The organism is Rodentibacter haemolyticus (genome assembly GCF_015356115.1).
In the GTDB taxonomy this organism is placed as follows: domain Bacteria; phylum Pseudomonadota; class Gammaproteobacteria; order Enterobacterales; family Pasteurellaceae; genus Rodentibacter; species Rodentibacter haemolyticus.
Map to the genome: position 1 here is coordinate 230,218 of NZ_CP063056.1, position 14,972 is coordinate 245,189.

Genomic DNA, 14,972 nt, shown 5'->3' on the forward strand with positions numbered 1-14,972 from the left:
CGGTCAAAATTGACCGCACTTTAAGCAATAAGATTATTTATTTACACCCCAATGACGAGTATCTTTATCAAATTTCATACCGGAGTGAGAACCTTCCGAGCCATTGAAATAGACATCTTTATTCGCACAGCCTGAAATAATCAGTGCACCTGCAATCACAAGAAATAATTTTTTCATAATATTGACCTCTATAACGATAAAACTTGGACGGATTATAGCACAACTTAGATTATCTCAATTTCATTATTTATTTGAGCCTTCAGGATGCAATCCTACGCCTTGATGACGCTGTTTCAATTTCGCAATCACATCACCCCATTCCAGATTCATCGTATGTAATAATACGGTTAAGTGGTAGGCTAAATCCGCCGCCTCACTCACAACTTCTTCCTTATCTTGCGACACTGCCGCCAGTGCGGTTTCAACGCCTTCTTCCCCGACTTTCTGCGCAATTTTCTTCACACCTTTGGCATACAGTTTGGCGGTATAAGAACTTTCCGGATCAGCATATTTACGTTCGGCAAGCACTTGTTCTAATTTGGCAAACCACGTCCAATCGCCTTCTGACTGGCTTTCAAATTGGTGGAAACAACTTCCTTCTCCCGTGTGGCAAGTCGGACCGATTGGATTGACTAAAATCAATAACGTATCGTTATCGCAATCCAAACTCATATCCACTACATTGAGAAAGTGCCCTGAGGTTTCGCCCTTCGTCCACAGCCGTTGTTTGGTGCGAGAATAAAAGGTAACTCGTTTTTCTTCAAGGGTTTTGGCTAAGGCTTCTGGGGTCATATAGCCGAGCATTAGCACTTCGCTTGTGTAAATATTCTGCACGATAACAGGCAATAGATGATCGACTTTTTGCCAGTTGATGTTTTGAGTGTTTAGCATAGATGTTCCTATAATTTATTACTTATCGAGAGTTTGTACTGTTTATGTATTCTTTTATTTGTTCACTTAATTTTTCTAATTTTTGATATTGTTCTTTACCTAATAAAGCGATATCTCCTATTCCGATTTTCATCATTTTATTGTATTTTGCCGAATTTTTTAAAGCAAAAAAATAAGGCTCTAATCTATAAGAATTTGTTGAACGCTGTAAATCTTTTTTAAAATTGTCTAGCTTCAATTCCTCTTTTTCTCCGTATTCTTCGTTAATAATATCCACTGCTTCTTTTTGAGTAATATCCATATGTTTAATAAGTTCTTTAATTTCTTCCTGCAACTTTTTTACTTTTTCTTTTTCATCTGCTGTTTTTTTCATCGGAATGTCCCCATTTGTCCCTAAGTACTCAATATCATATCAATCAGTTATAGGAAGTTAAGCTAAAACAAGCATTAAGTGTTCGATTTAATTTTCTATACAAATCAACCTAACAACATAAACAGGAGATTTTTATGGCCAAAAACCATGAAGCCGATATTTCTAACTCAAATAAAGGCACTAAAGGCACGAACAAAACCTATGATAAAAATCAAGGTAATCGTGGTAAGCAACTTAACCCTAACCAACAAGGAAAACAAAATGGCAGTAAATAGAACTGGTAAACCGAACCCAAATTGGCCTAGCAGAACACGTCTTCCGTCTGGTGGTGGCCGTGGAAATAATCCATCACCTAAATAATATGATACAGGGTTTAGTTCGCTAAACCCTGTTTATTCACATTTTTTTAAACTTTCAGCAAATTGTTCTTTTCCCGAGTCTAATAATGTGTAGGCATTCATTGCATCTGATAAAGCACAAGCACATAAATTTCTTTGTTTTTCGTAATAAATAGCATACTTCATACACACATTCATTGATTCATAAATTTCTACAATATCATTTGATGTTTTAGTCCATTCGGGTAGTTTGTCAACGCTTAATCCAATAATACTTGAGCCAATAATTGCCGTTGCAAGCACTGTTCTTGATGCCAACTTTGTTGTTTTTAATCTTAAAACACTACCACAATTTTGACAGCTCGCCTTATCAGAATGAATGCTAAAGGTAGTTACTTTTTTACATTTTGAATTAGAGCATTTTACTTCTATTATTTCAGTTTTATCTGTCATATAACTTACTTCTTAAACTAAATTCTGACCTCAACCCTAGCCTGACGCAAATAGGCTTTAAGTTCGCCGATTTCAATAATTCGCTTATGGAACACACTCGCTGCTAATGCTCCATCTACACCCGTTTTAAAAGCCTCTTTAAAATGCACCATTTCGCCCGCACCGCCTGATGCGATAAGCGGCACGTTGCACTCTTCACGCACCAGTTTGAGTTGGGTTAAATCATAGCCTTTGCGAACGCCGTCTTGGTTCATCATATTCAGCACAATTTCTCCCGCCCCACGGGCTTGCACTTCTTTTACCCAGTCAAGCAACTGCCAGTTGGTTTGGCGGGTACGGCTTTCATCACCTGTGTACTGATTGACCCAATATTTGCCCCTTTCTTTTTCAAACCAACTATCGATCCCCACAACAATGGCTTGTACGCCAAAGCGATCCGCAAGGCGGATAATTAAACTTGGGTCGGCGAGGGCTGGGGAATTGATTGAAATTTTGTCCGCCCCGAAGGTAAAAATTTGCTCCGCATCTTCAATAGTTTTTATACCACCGGCGACACAAAACGGAATATCAATAACTTCCGCGATGCGGGCGACCCAGCTTTTATCTACTGTCCGCCCGTCCGATGAAGCAGTGATGTCGTAAAACACCAATTCGTCCGCTCCTTCCTCTGCATAACGCTGTGCAAGCGGTACAATATCCCCGATAATTTCGTGATTGCGGAACTGCACGCCTTTCACCACCTGCCCATCTTTTACGTCCAAACACGGGATTATGCGTTTTGCCAACATTCGATTGCTCCTTTTACATCAAATTTTCCTTCCAATAAAGCACGACCAATAATTACGCCTGCCACGCCAGTCCCTTTCAAGGCTTTTACATCCTCTAATGAGCCAATTCCGCCCGATGATTGAAACGCAATCTCGGGATATTTGGCACAAATTTCACGGTAGAGATCCACGTTTGAGCCTGCCAGCGTACCGTCCCGAGAGATGTCGGTACAGAGAACGTGTTGCAAATCGACCGCTTGGTAGTCCTCGATCAGTTCTTCGAGCGACACGCCGCTCGTTTCCTGCCAACCGCTAATGGCAATGATTTTTTGACCGCTTGCGTGAATGTTCACATCCAACGCCAGTACGAATTTTTCCGCACCGTACTTCTCAAACCAGCCTTTGACCATTGTCTGATCTTTCACTGCCGTTGAGCCAATCACGACACGATTTGCCCCCACTGCTAGCAGATCTGCCACATCTTGCTCACTGCGAATGCCGCCACCAACCTGAATAGGGCAATTTGTCGCACGAATAATCTCACCAATCAGCTTAGTTTGGCGTTTGGCAGGGTCTTTCGCTCCTGTTAAATCCACCAAATGCAACTGCTCCGCCCCCTGTGCCACATAATCGGCAAAAAGAGCGGTCGGATTTGAAGAATAATTGGTTTGCTTACCATAATCCCCTTGGTGCAACCGAACCACCTGACTATCCATTAAGTCAAGGGCGGGGATAATCATTGATTTTTTCATTATTATTTCCTGTGTTTGCAAAAAATTAAAAAATTTGACCGCTTGTTATTTCAACACCTTTTTCATCATAATATCCACCTGTTCATCACTACCTAAGCGGAAAATATGTCGATCAAATGCGACAAAGCCATTTTTTTCGTAAAAGCGTAAGGCTTTGTGGTTATGTTCCCAAACACCGAGCCAAATATAGTTCGCATTATGTTGGTTCGCAATAAGCAATGCGTGTTGAAAAAGGGCTTGTTCAACCCCTTGTCTATGATGATTGGCGAGTACATAAATTCGCTCAATTTCGACCGCACTTTGATCTTGTAATTCGGTTTGAGCTTGAGCGAAATTCAACTTGAGATAGCCTACCGCTTGCCCTGCAATTTCTGCAAAATAAAATGTCATATGGGGGTTATTCAACTCTTGGATAAGTTGCTCGGTGGAGAATTTTTCCACTAAATAGGCTTGCATATCGGCTTCTCTATTTTGGCTAGCAAAGGTTTCTTGAAAGGTTTGCTTTCCAAGTCGTTGCAAAACGGGCAAATCCACAAGGTTAATTTGACGTATGTTCATTGACGCTCCATGCATAATTTAACCACTCATTATTTTGTATTGCCCCAAGTCGTGCGTAAAAGCGTTTTCCGTCTTCATTCCACGGGGCAACTGTCCATTTTATCTGTAAGCAATCGTGCTTTTTGGCTTCCTCTCGTAAAGCGAGCATCAGTTTTTCCCCCACTTTTTGCCCTCGAAAACGGCTATCTATATAGAGTTCTTTGAGATAAATCGCAGGGCGATTTTGAGCGGTGAAAGGTAGGAAATAATAGACGGCAATACCGATCAATTCTCCTTCGGATACAGCAACAAGGCTATGAAAATCTGGCGGATTTTTATCAAATCCTTTTTCTGCCACAATTTCGGGTGTAATAGCAAAGCTATCAATATATTTTTCAAATATGGCTAATTCTCGCATTAACCGCCACATTTGTGGACTTTCTTCCCGTTCGGGTTTACGGATTTCAATTGTCATTTTTATCTTCCATTTTTTGACTTACCGCCCCTAACAAGCGGGCAAAATCAATCGCATTTTTACGTGTAATCACAGGTTGCCCTGTTTCTTGTTCTAAACTTTGGCGAGCAATTTTTGCCACATTTCCGCCTCGTTTGGCAACTTGGCGATTTTCCTCCAACCCTTGAGGGTGGCTGATTTGGGTAATATCTTTGGTAGCGGCTTCGGCAAGCATATTCAGCACCAGCTCTGTGGTAGACATATTATCTCGCAAATTTTCCTTTTTTAGCCCTTTGAAATCCTTGTATTCTCGGGTTTTCATTCCCGACCAAGCCTGAGTAATTTCATCGGTTAAAATCGCATATTCTCGCCCAACTTGAACACCGTGGTCTTGCCAAGTATCCGTGAGTTCTTTGCGAACTTGAATGGCTTGCAAGCGTTGATTGATCCACTCTCGGGAATAGCCTTTTTGCAGATAAGTTTGTAAAGCTCGATCAATTGTGAGTTCCGGATCAACAATTTCATCTAAACGTTCTTTCCCCACCTCTGCCAGCCACATTTTAAAAGGCTCCGCTTTAGGGCTAGGGATAGATTGAATAATACGGAAAATGCCTTGCATATCAGCTACATCGGTTTTATAAAACTTTCCATCAGAAGATTTTAACTTCAGTTGTCGACAAATTGTCGACAACTCAGATTTTTCTTCATCTGACATCCGTTTTTTCACACGATACCAGTAATCCCGAGGCTTATCACTGTCAGTCAAAACGGCTACCACATCAATCACACTAAATAGCCATTCTTCCTGCTCATTGTCCCAAACGGATCGAACCTGTTGATTTTCAAATAATTTAATATCGTTCATTTTACCTTCCCTTTAAATTATGGATAAATCAACAGTATATTAGCAAATGTTTCACTGTTTATAAAACCAGGCAATTAACGTTTTGCGATCTGCCTCACACATTTTCCATAAAATTCCGTAATAATTGCGAACCCACTTTGCCTGAGCGCTCGGGGTGGAACTGTACGCCGTAGAAATTCTCTTTTTGCAATGCAGCAGAGAACGGAATGCCGTAATCGGCGGTGGCGATCGTGTTTTCATTCGGCAACACCGCATAGCTATGCACAAAATAAAAATGGCTATCCTGCTCAATGCCTGCGAAAAGCGGCTGATCCTCCGCATAACGCACACGGTTCCAGCCCATATGCGGCAACGGCAAGCCTGTATTTGGGATTAGCTCGGTTTTGCCGCTCATTAGATTGAGCGTTTCCACATTGCCTTCGGCAGAAAATTCGGTCATTAACTGCATTCCCAAACAAATGCCGAGCATTGGTTGAGTGGCGTTGCGGATTGTGTCAATCAAATTGCGATCTTGCAAAATTTTCATCGCAGCGGCAGCCGTCCCCACACCGGGAAGTAACAGTTTGTCCGCCGATTTAATTTTGTCTAAATCACGGCTAATTTCCGCCTGAATACCCAAACGGTCGAATGCAAATTTTACAGATGACAGGTTTGCACAGCCTGTGTCGATGATTACTAGGTTGGTCATTTAAAATCTTTCTCTATACACAAAACAACTTCATCTTTCTGTTGGAGTTCAGTCAAATTCTGTACATGGTTTAAATACAACGTTTCTGCCTTATTCCATTTATTTTTAGCATAAATTTCATTAAATTTAGGTTCTTTGGTTTCATAGACTCCAATATAACAACCTCCTGAAACATTTTTATAAATTTCATTAACTGCATTATCTATCAAAGCCTGTTGACGATTTACCTTATTAATATAAATATAATTCCATCCACACAAACCTATAACTAATAAAATGCTTATAATTGCAAAAATGCTCATAAATATATTACATAACTTCATTCTTGCTAATTCAGGATCTCTTTTAGCTTCTGTAAGTAATTGCATTGTTTTTGTTACTTCTGAATCATCAAATAAGATCTGCTCTATATTGAAATCATAGTTAGTACCATACAGAATGATATAAACTGACTCATTAGGTAAAATTTCTTCAATGATAATTTCTTTCTCATCATCAAGAATTTTATATTTTACCTTGGTATTTTCCCTTCTTCTATATTGAATATCAGGGGAAAATTGCCATCCGCCAGAATAAATAACTCTAATATTTCTTCTAGATTTTAAAGAATAATTATCTATACGAATAAAAACTCTATGTAAGTTATAAATTTCTTGATTTTCATTAGATATATATTCCCTTAATTCTTTTGGCAAAGTGAAATATGTTCTAGGATATATTTCATAACCAATACTATCTGGAATTTCTTTTCTAAATGTATTTAATATCGATAATAAACTAGCCAATCCTGCCATAATATTCCTCCATCATAATAAGCACTCAAATTCCCCAAAAACTTTACAAATTTCGACCGCACTTTTTTCCTAGCACTTGCGTGCTAGGTTACGCATAATGTTGTCACTCTGCGACAATCCAGCTTGGTTGCGGAGCAACCGCACTATGCGTAACCCTATACGCCAGTATAGGGCTACAACATCCCCTTCGAACTCGGTAATTCGTTGCCTTCCACTTTAATGCACTGTCTTAGGGTTCTGCCGAACACTTTGAATATGCTTTCGATTTTGTGGTGGTCGTTGTCGCCTTTGGTTTTCAGGTGCAGGGTTGCCATTAGGGTGTAGGCAAGGGATTGGAAGAAATGCTCGGTCATTTCGGTGCTGAAATCGCCCACTTTTTCACGGTTGAATTTTGCCTTGAATTTGAAGTAAGGGCGACCCGATAAATCCATTGTACATTCCGCTTTACATTCGTCCATTGGTAGCACGAAGCCGAAGCGTTGAATGCCGCGTTTGTCGCCCAATGCTTGTTTTAATGCCGTGCCAAGAGCGAGGGCGGTGTCTTCAACGGTGTGGTGTTCATCAATCCACAGGTCGCCTTTACATTGCACGTTCATTCGGAAACCGCCGTGGGTGGCGATTTGGTCGAGCATATGGTCGAAAAAGCCCACGCCCGTGCTGATTTGGTTCACGCCCGTTTCGTCTAGCCAAACTTGCACCTTGATGTCGGTTTCTTTGGTGGTGCGAACCACTTCCGCATAGCGTGGCGGGCGGTTGTAAGCGGTCGTTTTTGGCAATAATTTTTCCACAATCAGCTCCCAGTCCAACTTTTCAGGGTGATATTGCAACGCCTGAATGCCGAGATTTTCCGCCAGTTGCACATCGGTGGCACGGTCGCCGATCACAAAACTGCGGTCAGAATCGAACAATTTTTTGTCGATATATTTTTTCAGCAATTTGATCTTCGGCTTGCGGCAATCACAGTTATCTTCGGGCTTGTGCGGGCAAATCAAAATCGCATCAAATTCAATACCTTGCGAGCGGAAAATCTCTAACATCGCATTGTGTGGCTTGTCGAAGGCTTCCTGCGGAAAAGAATCCGTGCCTAAGCCGTCTTGGTTGCTGACCATGACAAAACGGTAGTGATCTTTCAGTTTCAACAAGGCGGGAATCACGTTGCGTTCCAGTTTGAGCTTTTCTAGGCTATCAATTTGAAAATCGGTTTTCGGCTCGTCAATTAACGTGCCGTCTCGGTCGATGAAAAGGGTTGGTTGTGTCATGTTTGCTCCTATGAGATGACAATATGCTACATCGCTATAAGTCTTTTTCAAAAAATGCTTCGTTAATTTCAATTCCTGCTTCGGTAAGTAGGAATTTGGCTTCATCAATAAAATTCTGCGTTTTATGATGTGCTTTTTGGTTTTTGATGTAATTGATGATTTTTTCTTTATCTCGTTCGCAATAGGTCAAAGAGCAATATCCCCGTGACCACGCATAAAATTCAGGAAATAAATGTTTATTTTTATCAATCCATTTATGGGTTGTGGTTTTTAACTTCTGTACAAATTCGGCAACGCTAAGCGTAGGGTGAAGCTCCACCAGAAGGTGAAGATGATCAGGCATTCCATTTACTCGATAAAGCACCGAATTATGTTCTCGCACAAAGCCCCAAATGTAACGATAAAGATATTCTTCATTTTCTTCCACAATACTCGGCATGCCATATTTGGTACGGAAAATAATGTGGTAGAGATTTCTGGTGTAGCTCATATTTTCTCCCTTTCCTAGCACTCACGTGCTAGGTTATGCATAGTGATGATACTCCGCATCATACCAGATCGCTACGGAGTAGCGATACTATACGTAACCACGTACGCTAGTGCGTGGGTACAGCTCAGGCTAATCGAATCCCCTCCACTACTCTCTCCATTTCCGATTTTGTACCAATCGAAATGCGAATACAGTTTTGTATCCCGAATGCTTTGTGCTGGTCACGCAGGATAATCCCCTGCTCCCACAAGGCTTTGAACACCTTTTGTCCGTCTTGGAATTTGACCAGAACGTAATTGGCGACGGTGTCGAAAATTTGCTCTACGCACGGTAATTTTTGCAGCTCGGCGATAAACCACGCGCGGTTGTCTAGCACCGTTTGTACCTGTGCTTGCATTTGAGCTAAGCCTTGTGGCTGTAAAGCTTGGGCAGCAATGTCGGCAACCGGCACAGGCAATGGATAAGGAGCAATGATTTTTTGCAAAATGCCGATTAGCTCTGGGTTGGCAAGGGTAAAACCGCAACGCAAGCCTGCCAACGCAAAAGCTTTCGAGAGTGTGCGGATAATAGCCAAGTGCGGGAAGTTGACAAGCTCGCTGACCATTGTCGCTTCAGGGCAGAAGTCGATATAGGCTTCATCCACCACCACAATGGCACGGTTGGCGGTCATTTGCAAAAGTTCGAGTAAATCCGACCGCTTGAGTAAGTTGCCTGTCGGGTTGTTTGGGCTGCACACAAACACCACTTTTACCTTGTCTAAATTTGCTTTAATTGCGGGCAAATCCAGTTGAAAGTCGCCTGTTAATGGCACGGTTTTGGTCGCAACACCACAGGTTTCACTGCTCACAGCATACATTCCATAAGTTGGCGGGCAATACAACACCGCATCGTCCGCTTCACAAAAAGCACGGATAATCAGCTCAATACTTTCATCGCCGCCACGACTAACCAACACATTTTCGGGGGCAACCTTGGCATAGCGAGCATAGCCCTCAATTACTGCTTGCGGTTGTGGATCGGGATAGCGGTTAAAAATTCGCTCATTGAGCGTGAAATCGGGCGAAGTGGGGTATTCATTGGCATTCAGCCACACATCGCCATTCCCCCCCAATCGGCGAGCGGATTGGTAAGGCGTGAGGGCTTGAACATTTTTTCTGGAGAGTGTTGTGATTGTCATAATTTTCCTGCTTTAGTTTGATTTTTTCCATTTGCGTAAACGAGTTTTAGCGTTGGCATAGGGCGATGCCGTGTTAAATTGGATCATTCTCCCTTGCGTCCATTTTGTATACCAAAGCTGTTCGTATAATTCTGCATTGGTTTTGCTGTCAATTAACACCAAAATTTGCTGATGATTGTCATCAAGTCGAGATTTCAGTTGCTCAAAACTCAAATCCGCATAATCGGCATAAAATTTTTGAGCTAACTTGCCAAGTTCATTCCATTTATAGCCCGTTTCAGGGAAATCGACTGGCTGCCGACTTGTTTTTAACCGCTCCCATTTCAGCACCAACTCGCCCCAACCTAACAAATATGCCAATAAATCGCACACTGACATTAGTGTATTTTGATTATGCCCTTCCATTGTTTTGAGATGGGCGACATCAGCCGAAATTCCCGCCAGCTCTTTTTGTAACTGCTGATAATTTTTGCGAATTGCTTGTTCTAGCTCGGTTTTATTGATTGGAACCGCCATTTTTTGATCTCCTTAAAAAGGTTATTCGTTCAATTTACATCATTTGCGAGCAGCTTTTGTACTATTCATCTAAAGCGTTCTCAAATCCGACCGCGCTTTTATCCCCAATCTTCGCTAACCGAATACTTACCGCCTGTTTATGAGCCTCTAGCTGTTCGGCGGCTGCCATCTGTTCCACGGTGGGTGCGAGGGCTTTAAAGCCTTCGGGGGTGAGTTCTTGCACGGTCATTCGCTTACTGAAATCGGCTAAGCCAAGGCTTGAGGTGGTGCGAGTGTAGCCGTAGGTTGGCAACACGTGGTTGGTACCACTGGCATAATCGCCCATTGATTCGGGGCTGTATGCCCCTAAGAAAATCGAGCCGGCATTGTCGAGTTCAGGGAGTAACGCTCGGGCGTTTTGGGTTTGCACCACCAAATGCTCAGGGGCATATTCGTTGCTAATTTCGACCGCTTGTTTAAGATCTTCGGCGATAAAAATTCGGCTGTGAGCCAGTGCTTTGCGTGCGGTTTCGGCCCGAGGTAACTGAGAGAGCCGGCGTTCAATGGAAAGTGCGGTCTGTTTTGCCAGCGTTTCGCTTGGGGTGACTAAAATGACTTGGCTGTCCGCCCCGTGTTCCGCTTGAGAGAGTAAATCGCTCGCCACAAAATCAGGGTCGGCATATTCATCGGCTAGCACCAACACTTCCGAAGGTCCCGCCTGCATATCAATCGCCGCTCCGTTCACCGCTTGCGACACTTGGCGTTTCGCTTCGGTTACGAACGAGTTGCCCGGTCCGAAAATTTTATCCACCTTCACCACCGTTTCCGTGCCGTACGCCATTGCAACTATCGCCTGCGCCCCGCCCACTTGGTAAATAGTATCCACGCCACATAAATTTGCCGCATACAAAATCGCATCGGCAATCGGCGGTGGCGAGCAAAGCATCACTTTCTTGCACCCCGCAATTTTGGCGGGAATGGCGAGCATTAAGACGGTCGAAAACAGCGGTGCAGAACCGCCCGGAATGTATAAGCCGACACGGTTGATTGGACGAGTAAGGACTTGGCAACGCACGCCCGCTTGGGTTTCTAAATCGACCTCTTGCGGAATTTGCGCAGTGTGAAATTTTTCAATATTCGCTTTGGCATTTTGGATCGCTTGTTTTAGCTCGTCAGATAAACGTGCGCTTGCCGCTTGGATTTGCTCGACAGACACCACAAGGCTATCGAGTTTCACTTTGTCGAATTTTTCACACAGTTCAAACAATGCCTTGTCACCGTTGGTAAGCACATTTTCACGAATTTCATTGACTGCTTGTTGAATATTGGTCGAAGCGTTAATCGCAGGGCGAGTGAGAGCCGCTTTGCGTTGTTGTTCGGTTAGTTTTTTCCAGATGAGGGTTTGCATATTGTTCTCCAATCCCCACACTCACGTATGGGGTTATTTATAGTGTGGTTGCTCCGCAACCTTATTCTGTACAATGTCGCAGAGCGACATCACCATGCGTAACCACGTATGTTAGTACGTGGTAATTAAGCCAACATTTTCTCAATCGGTAGCACAAGTACCGAGCTTGCGCCCATTTCTTTGAGCTGTTCCATGGTTTCCCAGAACAGATTTTCTTGACTGACCACGTGCATGGCGACACGAGCGGAATCGTTAGCAAGTGGTAGAATTGTTGGGTTTTCCACGCCCGGTAAAAGTGCGGTAATTTCTTTAAGTTTATCTTTCGGCGCGTGCAGCATAATATATTTGCTTTCTGCCGCTTGTTGTACGCCTTGAATACGGGTCAGTAAGCGATCGACTAACGCTTGTTTTTCTGCTGAAAGCGGCTCGGCACGTTGAATAAGACAGGCTTTGGATCGATAAATCACTTCCACTTCTTTTAAACCGTTCGCTTCCAGCGTTGCGCCCGATGAAACTAAATCACAAATCACATCGGCTAAACCGGCAGAAGGAGCAACTTCTACAGAACCATTGAGTAAGGTGCTTTTGAACGATACACCCTTTTCATTCATATAGCGTTTGAGTAAATTCGGATAACTGGTTGCAATACGTGAATTCACAAAGTCTTGCACATCGCTATAAGTACGATCACGATCAATCGCTAACGATAAACGACAACCACCGAAATCCAGTATACGTAATTTTTTATATTCGACCTTCTCACCTCTAGCGATACGACCAAGTTCTTCCTCTTCCAATACGTTTTCACCAATAACACCGAGATCAACCACACCTTCAAAAACCAAGCCCGGAATATCATCATCTCGCACTCGCAGAATTTCGATCGGTAAGTTTTCGGAATAGGCGATAAGCCGTTGTTCATTCCAGTTAATTTTTACTCCGCATTGTTTGAGTAGCTCGTTGCAATCTTTGCTTAAACGCCCTTTCTTTTGCATCGCAATTCGAAGACGTTCCTGAGTATTCCTTGTATTTGTCATATTATTTTCCTATAGTTATTAAGTTTAGATAAAAACAAACCCCTCGAAAGTTGCCTTCCGAGGGGTTATTTTTGTTTATGATATTTTTTGCACTCGGAAGATGGATATTATCTTCCGACCATGTCAAAACGCCCGAAAGATAATCAGGTGTAATGGTGAAAATGATAAGTGCAAATAATTGTCATAATGAAATTCCTGTTTTTTAGATGAGTCTGAGTTTACGCTGAAAAGAACACATTAATCAAGCCCCTATTTTAAATTTTTTTAATTTATCTCAATAAAAATTTGCTAAAACTTGCCAAAATTGCCCGTTCCACCTACAATGCGCCCCTTGATTTGTAGTTCGCAAACCTCCTACATAAAAAAACTAGGTATATAAAATATGAATATTTCAAATCCGAATCAGGATCGCAAAGCACTGGTGATCTTTTCCGGCGGACAAGATTCCACCACTTGCCTATTTCACGCCATTGCCGATTACGGTAAGCAAAATGTCGAAGTTATCACATTCCAATATGGTCAGCGTCATGCCATTGAGCTGGAAAAAGCACGTTGGATCGCTCAGGATCTCGGCATAAAACAAACTCTAATTGACACTTCCGTTATCAAAGCCATCACAAGTAACGCTCTGATGAATGAGAACACGAAAATAGAACAAAAAAATAACGAATTGCCGAATACGTTCGTTGATGGACGCAATGCCTTATTTTTACTTTATGCGGCGATTTATGCCAAAGGGCAAGACATTCAAGATATCATTACCGGCGTATGCGAAATCGATTTCAGCGGTTATCCCGATTGCCGAGACGTGTTCATTAAATCCATGAACGTTACGCTCAATTTGGCAATGGATTATCAATTCAACATCAAAACGCCATTAATGTATCTCACCAAAGCGCAAACTTGGCAGCTTGCCGATGAACTGGGTGCATTGGATTACATTCGCCACCATACCCATACCTGCTATGAAGGCGTAGAGGGCGGATGCGGTAAATGTCCAAGCTGTGTACTACGTAATAAAGGTTTGGCGGAATATCTGGCTCAAAAAGGTGATAAAGATGTTTAAGATTTCGAAAGAATTCAGCTTCGATATGGCACATTTATTAGACGGCCACGATGGGAAATGCCAAAATTTACACGGCCACACCTATAAATTGCAAGTCGAGATTTCCGGTGATTTATATGAATCCGGTGCCAAAAAAGCGATGGTGATTGATTTTTCCGATTTAAAAGCGGTGGTAAAGAAAACCATTTTAGAACCAATGGATCACGCTTTTATTTATGATGAAACAAGTGAACGAGAAAGCAAAATTGCAACGCTTTTGCAAGAACTCGATTCCAAAACCTTTGGCGTGCCTTTCCGCACCACCGCAGAAGAAATAGCGCGTTTTATTTTTAATCGTTTGAAATATGATGAAAAACTTCCTGTCTCCGCTATTCGATTATGGGAAACGCCTACGTCATTTTGTGAATACGGAGAATAAACGGTGGCACAAAATCAACGCAATTTAGAACCGCACTTTAATATCGTAGAAATCTTTGAAAGCCTACAAGGGGAAGGCTTTAACACCGGTATGCCGAGCATTTTCGTACGCTTCGGCAAATGCAATCTTACCTGCCCTTGGTGTGATACGCCTTATAATGAATTTGAACGCTGGTCGGCTTCACAAATTTTGGAAAAAGTGCGGTCATTTTCGGCAAAGAATATTATCATCACAGGCGGAGAACCGACTATCGTGCCCCAAATTGAATTTCTACTTGATCAATTTAAAACAGAGGGTTATTTTCTTGCCATCGAAACCAACGGCTTAAAACCCGTTCCTTCACAAATTGACTATATCGCCACCAGTCCCAAACGACTTTATACGCATAAATATGAACAGCGTTGTATCGAATCCGCTGACGAAGTACGAATTGTCGCTGATGAAAACGTGTTTTCCTTTTGCGAATTGATCGAACAAAAAGTTCAAGCGAAACATTACTATCTATCACCTTGCGAAATTGACGGAAAAATGAATTTACTGGAAACCATTACTCAGCTCGGTCAACTCAACCAACGCATCAATAAACCGAAGTGGCAGCTGAGTTTACAGACGCATAAATTAATCGGTATTGAATAAAATGCGCATTCCCCTTAAATTTCTTTGCGCAAACCGATTTTTTTCGTACTATATCTCACCTTTTTCTCACTCTT

21 protein-coding genes, 1 riboswitch and 1 other annotated feature are annotated in these 14,972 nt (G+C 42.3%); of the genes, 4 read left to right on the forward strand and 17 right to left on the reverse strand.

Going from position 1 to position 14,972, the window contains the following annotated elements:
- Positions 1–33: 33 nt before the first annotated feature.
- The 3 genes from IHV77_RS01125 to IHV77_RS01135 all read right to left on the reverse strand — a co-directional run bounded on the left by IHV77_RS01125 (position 34) and on the right by IHV77_RS01135 (position 1,264).
- Positions 34–177 (reverse strand): hypothetical protein, encoded by a 144-nt coding sequence (locus IHV77_RS01125; RefSeq protein WP_194812338.1) that lies wholly within the window; start codon positions 175–177, stop codon positions 34–36.
- A 66-nt stretch (positions 178–243) separates the two neighbouring features.
- Positions 244–891, reverse strand: a complete 648-nt coding sequence (hisIE, locus tag IHV77_RS01130; RefSeq protein WP_194812339.1) for a bifunctional phosphoribosyl-AMP cyclohydrolase/phosphoribosyl-ATP diphosphatase HisIE — start codon at positions 889–891, stop codon at positions 244–246.
- A gap of 22 nt (positions 892–913) precedes the next feature.
- A complete protein-coding gene (locus tag IHV77_RS01135) occupies positions 914–1,264 on the reverse strand; it encodes a hypothetical protein (RefSeq protein WP_194812340.1) in 351 nt (116 codons plus the stop codon).
- 134 nt (positions 1,265–1,398) lie between these two features.
- Here IHV77_RS01135 and IHV77_RS01140 point away from each other — a divergent pair, with 134 nt between their 5' ends.
- Positions 1,399–1,539: a hypothetical protein gene (locus tag IHV77_RS01140; protein WP_194812341.1), complete on the forward strand. Its 141-nt coding sequence runs from the start codon at positions 1,399–1,401 to the stop codon at positions 1,537–1,539.
- A gap of 117 nt (positions 1,540–1,656) precedes the next feature.
- On the opposite strand, the gene IHV77_RS01145 is transcribed toward IHV77_RS01140, so the two are convergent.
- The 14 genes from IHV77_RS01145 to hisG all read right to left on the reverse strand — a co-directional run bounded on the left by IHV77_RS01145 (position 1,657) and on the right by hisG (position 12,778).
- Positions 1,657–2,055, reverse strand: coding sequence for a hypothetical protein (locus tag IHV77_RS01145; RefSeq protein WP_194812342.1), 399 nt, complete (start codon positions 2,053–2,055; stop codon positions 1,657–1,659).
- A 17-nt stretch (positions 2,056–2,072) separates the two neighbouring features.
- Complete coding sequence (gene hisF, locus IHV77_RS01150; RefSeq protein WP_194812343.1) at positions 2,073–2,843, reverse strand: imidazole glycerol phosphate synthase subunit HisF; 771 nt, start codon at positions 2,841–2,843, stop codon at positions 2,073–2,075.
- Complete coding sequence (gene hisA / locus IHV77_RS01155) at positions 2,825–3,574, reverse strand: 1-(5-phosphoribosyl)-5-[(5-phosphoribosylamino)methylideneamino]imidazole-4-carboxamide isomerase (RefSeq protein ID WP_194812344.1); 750 nt, start codon at positions 3,572–3,574, stop codon at positions 2,825–2,827. The genes hisF and hisA overlap by 19 nt, the downstream gene beginning before the upstream one ends.
- A 45-nt stretch (positions 3,575–3,619) precedes the next feature.
- Positions 3,620–4,132 carry a GNAT family N-acetyltransferase gene (locus IHV77_RS01160; RefSeq protein ID WP_194812345.1) on the reverse strand — a complete coding sequence of 171 codons (513 nt, stop codon included), beginning with the start codon at positions 4,130–4,132 and terminating at the stop codon, positions 3,620–3,622.
- Complete coding sequence (locus IHV77_RS01165) at positions 4,113–4,586, reverse strand: GNAT family N-acetyltransferase (protein ID WP_194812346.1); 474 nt, start codon at positions 4,584–4,586, stop codon at positions 4,113–4,115. Before IHV77_RS01165 ends, IHV77_RS01160 begins: the two co-directional genes overlap by 20 nt.
- Complete coding sequence (locus tag IHV77_RS01170; RefSeq protein ID WP_194812347.1) at positions 4,576–5,430, reverse strand: BRO family protein; 855 nt, start codon at positions 5,428–5,430, stop codon at positions 4,576–4,578. Before IHV77_RS01170 ends, IHV77_RS01165 begins: the two co-directional genes overlap by 11 nt.
- 94 nt (positions 5,431–5,524) lie before the next feature.
- Positions 5,525–6,118, reverse strand: coding sequence for an imidazole glycerol phosphate synthase subunit HisH (hisH, locus tag IHV77_RS01175; protein ID WP_194812348.1), 594 nt, complete (start codon positions 6,116–6,118; stop codon positions 5,525–5,527).
- Positions 6,115–6,912, reverse strand: a complete 798-nt coding sequence (locus IHV77_RS01180; RefSeq protein ID WP_194812349.1) for a hypothetical protein — start codon at positions 6,910–6,912, stop codon at positions 6,115–6,117. Before IHV77_RS01180 ends, hisH begins: the two co-directional genes overlap by 4 nt.
- Positions 6,913–7,085: 173 nt before the next feature.
- Positions 7,086–8,171 (reverse strand): bifunctional histidinol-phosphatase/imidazoleglycerol-phosphate dehydratase HisB, encoded by a 1,086-nt coding sequence (gene hisB, locus IHV77_RS01185; RefSeq protein ID WP_194812350.1) that lies wholly within the window; start codon positions 8,169–8,171, stop codon positions 7,086–7,088.
- Between the two features lie 34 nt (positions 8,172–8,205).
- Positions 8,206–8,661 (reverse strand): IS200/IS605 family transposase, encoded by a 456-nt coding sequence (gene tnpA, locus IHV77_RS01190; RefSeq protein WP_194812351.1) that lies wholly within the window; start codon positions 8,659–8,661, stop codon positions 8,206–8,208.
- A 124-nt stretch (positions 8,662–8,785) separates the two neighbouring features.
- The gene (hisC, locus tag IHV77_RS01195) at positions 8,786–9,838 is read right to left on the reverse strand and encodes a histidinol-phosphate transaminase (RefSeq protein ID WP_194812352.1); all 1,053 of its coding nucleotides are present in this window, start codon (positions 9,836–9,838) and stop codon (positions 8,786–8,788) included.
- Positions 9,839–9,850: 12 nt separating this feature from the next.
- Complete coding sequence (locus tag IHV77_RS01200) at positions 9,851–10,354, reverse strand: ClbS/DfsB family four-helix bundle protein (protein WP_194812353.1); 504 nt, start codon at positions 10,352–10,354, stop codon at positions 9,851–9,853.
- 61 nt (positions 10,355–10,415) lie between these two features.
- On the reverse strand, positions 10,416–11,741 hold the full coding sequence (hisD, locus tag IHV77_RS01205; RefSeq protein WP_194812354.1) for a histidinol dehydrogenase: 1,326 nt from the start codon (positions 11,739–11,741) through the stop codon (positions 10,416–10,418).
- 125 nt (positions 11,742–11,866) lie between these two features.
- Entirely contained in the window at positions 11,867–12,778 is a 912-nt protein-coding gene (gene hisG / locus IHV77_RS01210; protein WP_194812355.1) for an ATP phosphoribosyltransferase, read from the reverse strand.
- Between the two features lie 31 nt (positions 12,779–12,809).
- Positions 12,810–12,940 (reverse strand) — a sequence feature (His leader region).
- A gap of 170 nt (positions 12,941–13,110) precedes the next feature.
- Positions 13,111–13,155: riboswitch (PreQ1 riboswitch) on the forward strand.
- Between the two features lie 5 nt (positions 13,156–13,160).
- On the opposite strand from hisG, the gene queC reads away from it, so the two are divergent.
- Genes queC through IHV77_RS01225 form a run of 3 tightly spaced genes read left to right on the forward strand, consistent with a single transcriptional unit; the run spans position 13,161 to position 14,898 of the window.
- The gene (gene queC, locus IHV77_RS01215; protein ID WP_194812356.1) at positions 13,161–13,844 is read left to right on the forward strand and encodes a 7-cyano-7-deazaguanine synthase QueC; all 684 of its coding nucleotides are present in this window, start codon (positions 13,161–13,163) and stop codon (positions 13,842–13,844) included.
- Positions 13,837–14,262 carry a 6-carboxytetrahydropterin synthase QueD gene (queD, locus tag IHV77_RS01220; RefSeq protein WP_194812357.1) on the forward strand — a complete coding sequence of 142 codons (426 nt, stop codon included), beginning with the start codon at positions 13,837–13,839 and terminating at the stop codon, positions 14,260–14,262. Before queC ends, queD begins: the two co-directional genes overlap by 8 nt.
- 3 nt (positions 14,263–14,265) lie before the next feature.
- Positions 14,266–14,898: a 7-carboxy-7-deazaguanine synthase QueE gene (locus IHV77_RS01225; protein WP_194812358.1), complete on the forward strand. Its 633-nt coding sequence runs from the start codon at positions 14,266–14,268 to the stop codon at positions 14,896–14,898.
- Positions 14,899–14,972: the final 74 nt, after the last annotated feature.

Coding starts and splice junctions, on each gene's coding strand:
- IHV77_RS01125 (WP_194812338.1), bottom strand. CDS start 177: ATGAAAAAATTATTTCTTGTGATTGCAGGTGCACTGATTATTTCAGGC.
- hisIE (WP_194812339.1), bottom strand. CDS start 891: ATGCTAAACACTCAAAACATCAACTGGCAAAAAGTCGATCATCTATTG.
- IHV77_RS01135 (WP_194812340.1), bottom strand. CDS start 1,264: ATGAAAAAAACAGCAGATGAAAAAGAAAAAGTAAAAAAGTTGCAGGAA.
- IHV77_RS01140 (WP_194812341.1), top strand. CDS start 1,399: ATGGCCAAAAACCATGAAGCCGATATTTCTAACTCAAATAAAGGCACT.
- IHV77_RS01145 (WP_194812342.1), bottom strand. CDS start 2,055: ATGACAGATAAAACTGAAATAATAGAAGTAAAATGCTCTAATTCAAAA.
- hisF (WP_194812343.1), bottom strand. CDS start 2,843: ATGTTGGCAAAACGCATAATCCCGTGTTTGGACGTAAAAGATGGGCAG.
- hisA (WP_194812344.1), bottom strand. CDS start 3,574: ATGAAAAAATCAATGATTATCCCCGCCCTTGACTTAATGGATAGTCAG.
- IHV77_RS01160 (WP_194812345.1), bottom strand. CDS start 4,132: ATGAACATACGTCAAATTAACCTTGTGGATTTGCCCGTTTTGCAACGA.
- IHV77_RS01165 (WP_194812346.1), bottom strand. CDS start 4,586: ATGACAATTGAAATCCGTAAACCCGAACGGGAAGAAAGTCCACAAATG.
- IHV77_RS01170 (WP_194812347.1), bottom strand. CDS start 5,430: ATGAACGATATTAAATTATTTGAAAATCAACAGGTTCGATCCGTTTGG.
- hisH (WP_194812348.1), bottom strand. CDS start 6,118: ATGACCAACCTAGTAATCATCGACACAGGCTGTGCAAACCTGTCATCT.
- IHV77_RS01180 (WP_194812349.1), bottom strand. CDS start 6,912: ATGGCAGGATTGGCTAGTTTATTATCGATATTAAATACATTTAGAAAA.
- hisB (WP_194812350.1), bottom strand. CDS start 8,171: ATGACACAACCAACCCTTTTCATCGACCGAGACGGCACGTTAATTGAC.
- tnpA (WP_194812351.1), bottom strand. CDS start 8,661: ATGAGCTACACCAGAAATCTCTACCACATTATTTTCCGTACCAAATAT.
- hisC (WP_194812352.1), bottom strand. CDS start 9,838: ATGACAATCACAACACTCTCCAGAAAAAATGTTCAAGCCCTCACGCCT.
- IHV77_RS01200 (WP_194812353.1), bottom strand. CDS start 10,354: ATGGCGGTTCCAATCAATAAAACCGAGCTAGAACAAGCAATTCGCAAA.
- hisD (WP_194812354.1), bottom strand. CDS start 11,741: ATGCAAACCCTCATCTGGAAAAAACTAACCGAACAACAACGCAAAGCG.
- hisG (WP_194812355.1), bottom strand. CDS start 12,778: ATGACAAATACAAGGAATACTCAGGAACGTCTTCGAATTGCGATGCAA.
- queC (WP_194812356.1), top strand. CDS start 13,161: ATGAATATTTCAAATCCGAATCAGGATCGCAAAGCACTGGTGATCTTT.
- queD (WP_194812357.1), top strand. CDS start 13,837: ATGTTTAAGATTTCGAAAGAATTCAGCTTCGATATGGCACATTTATTA.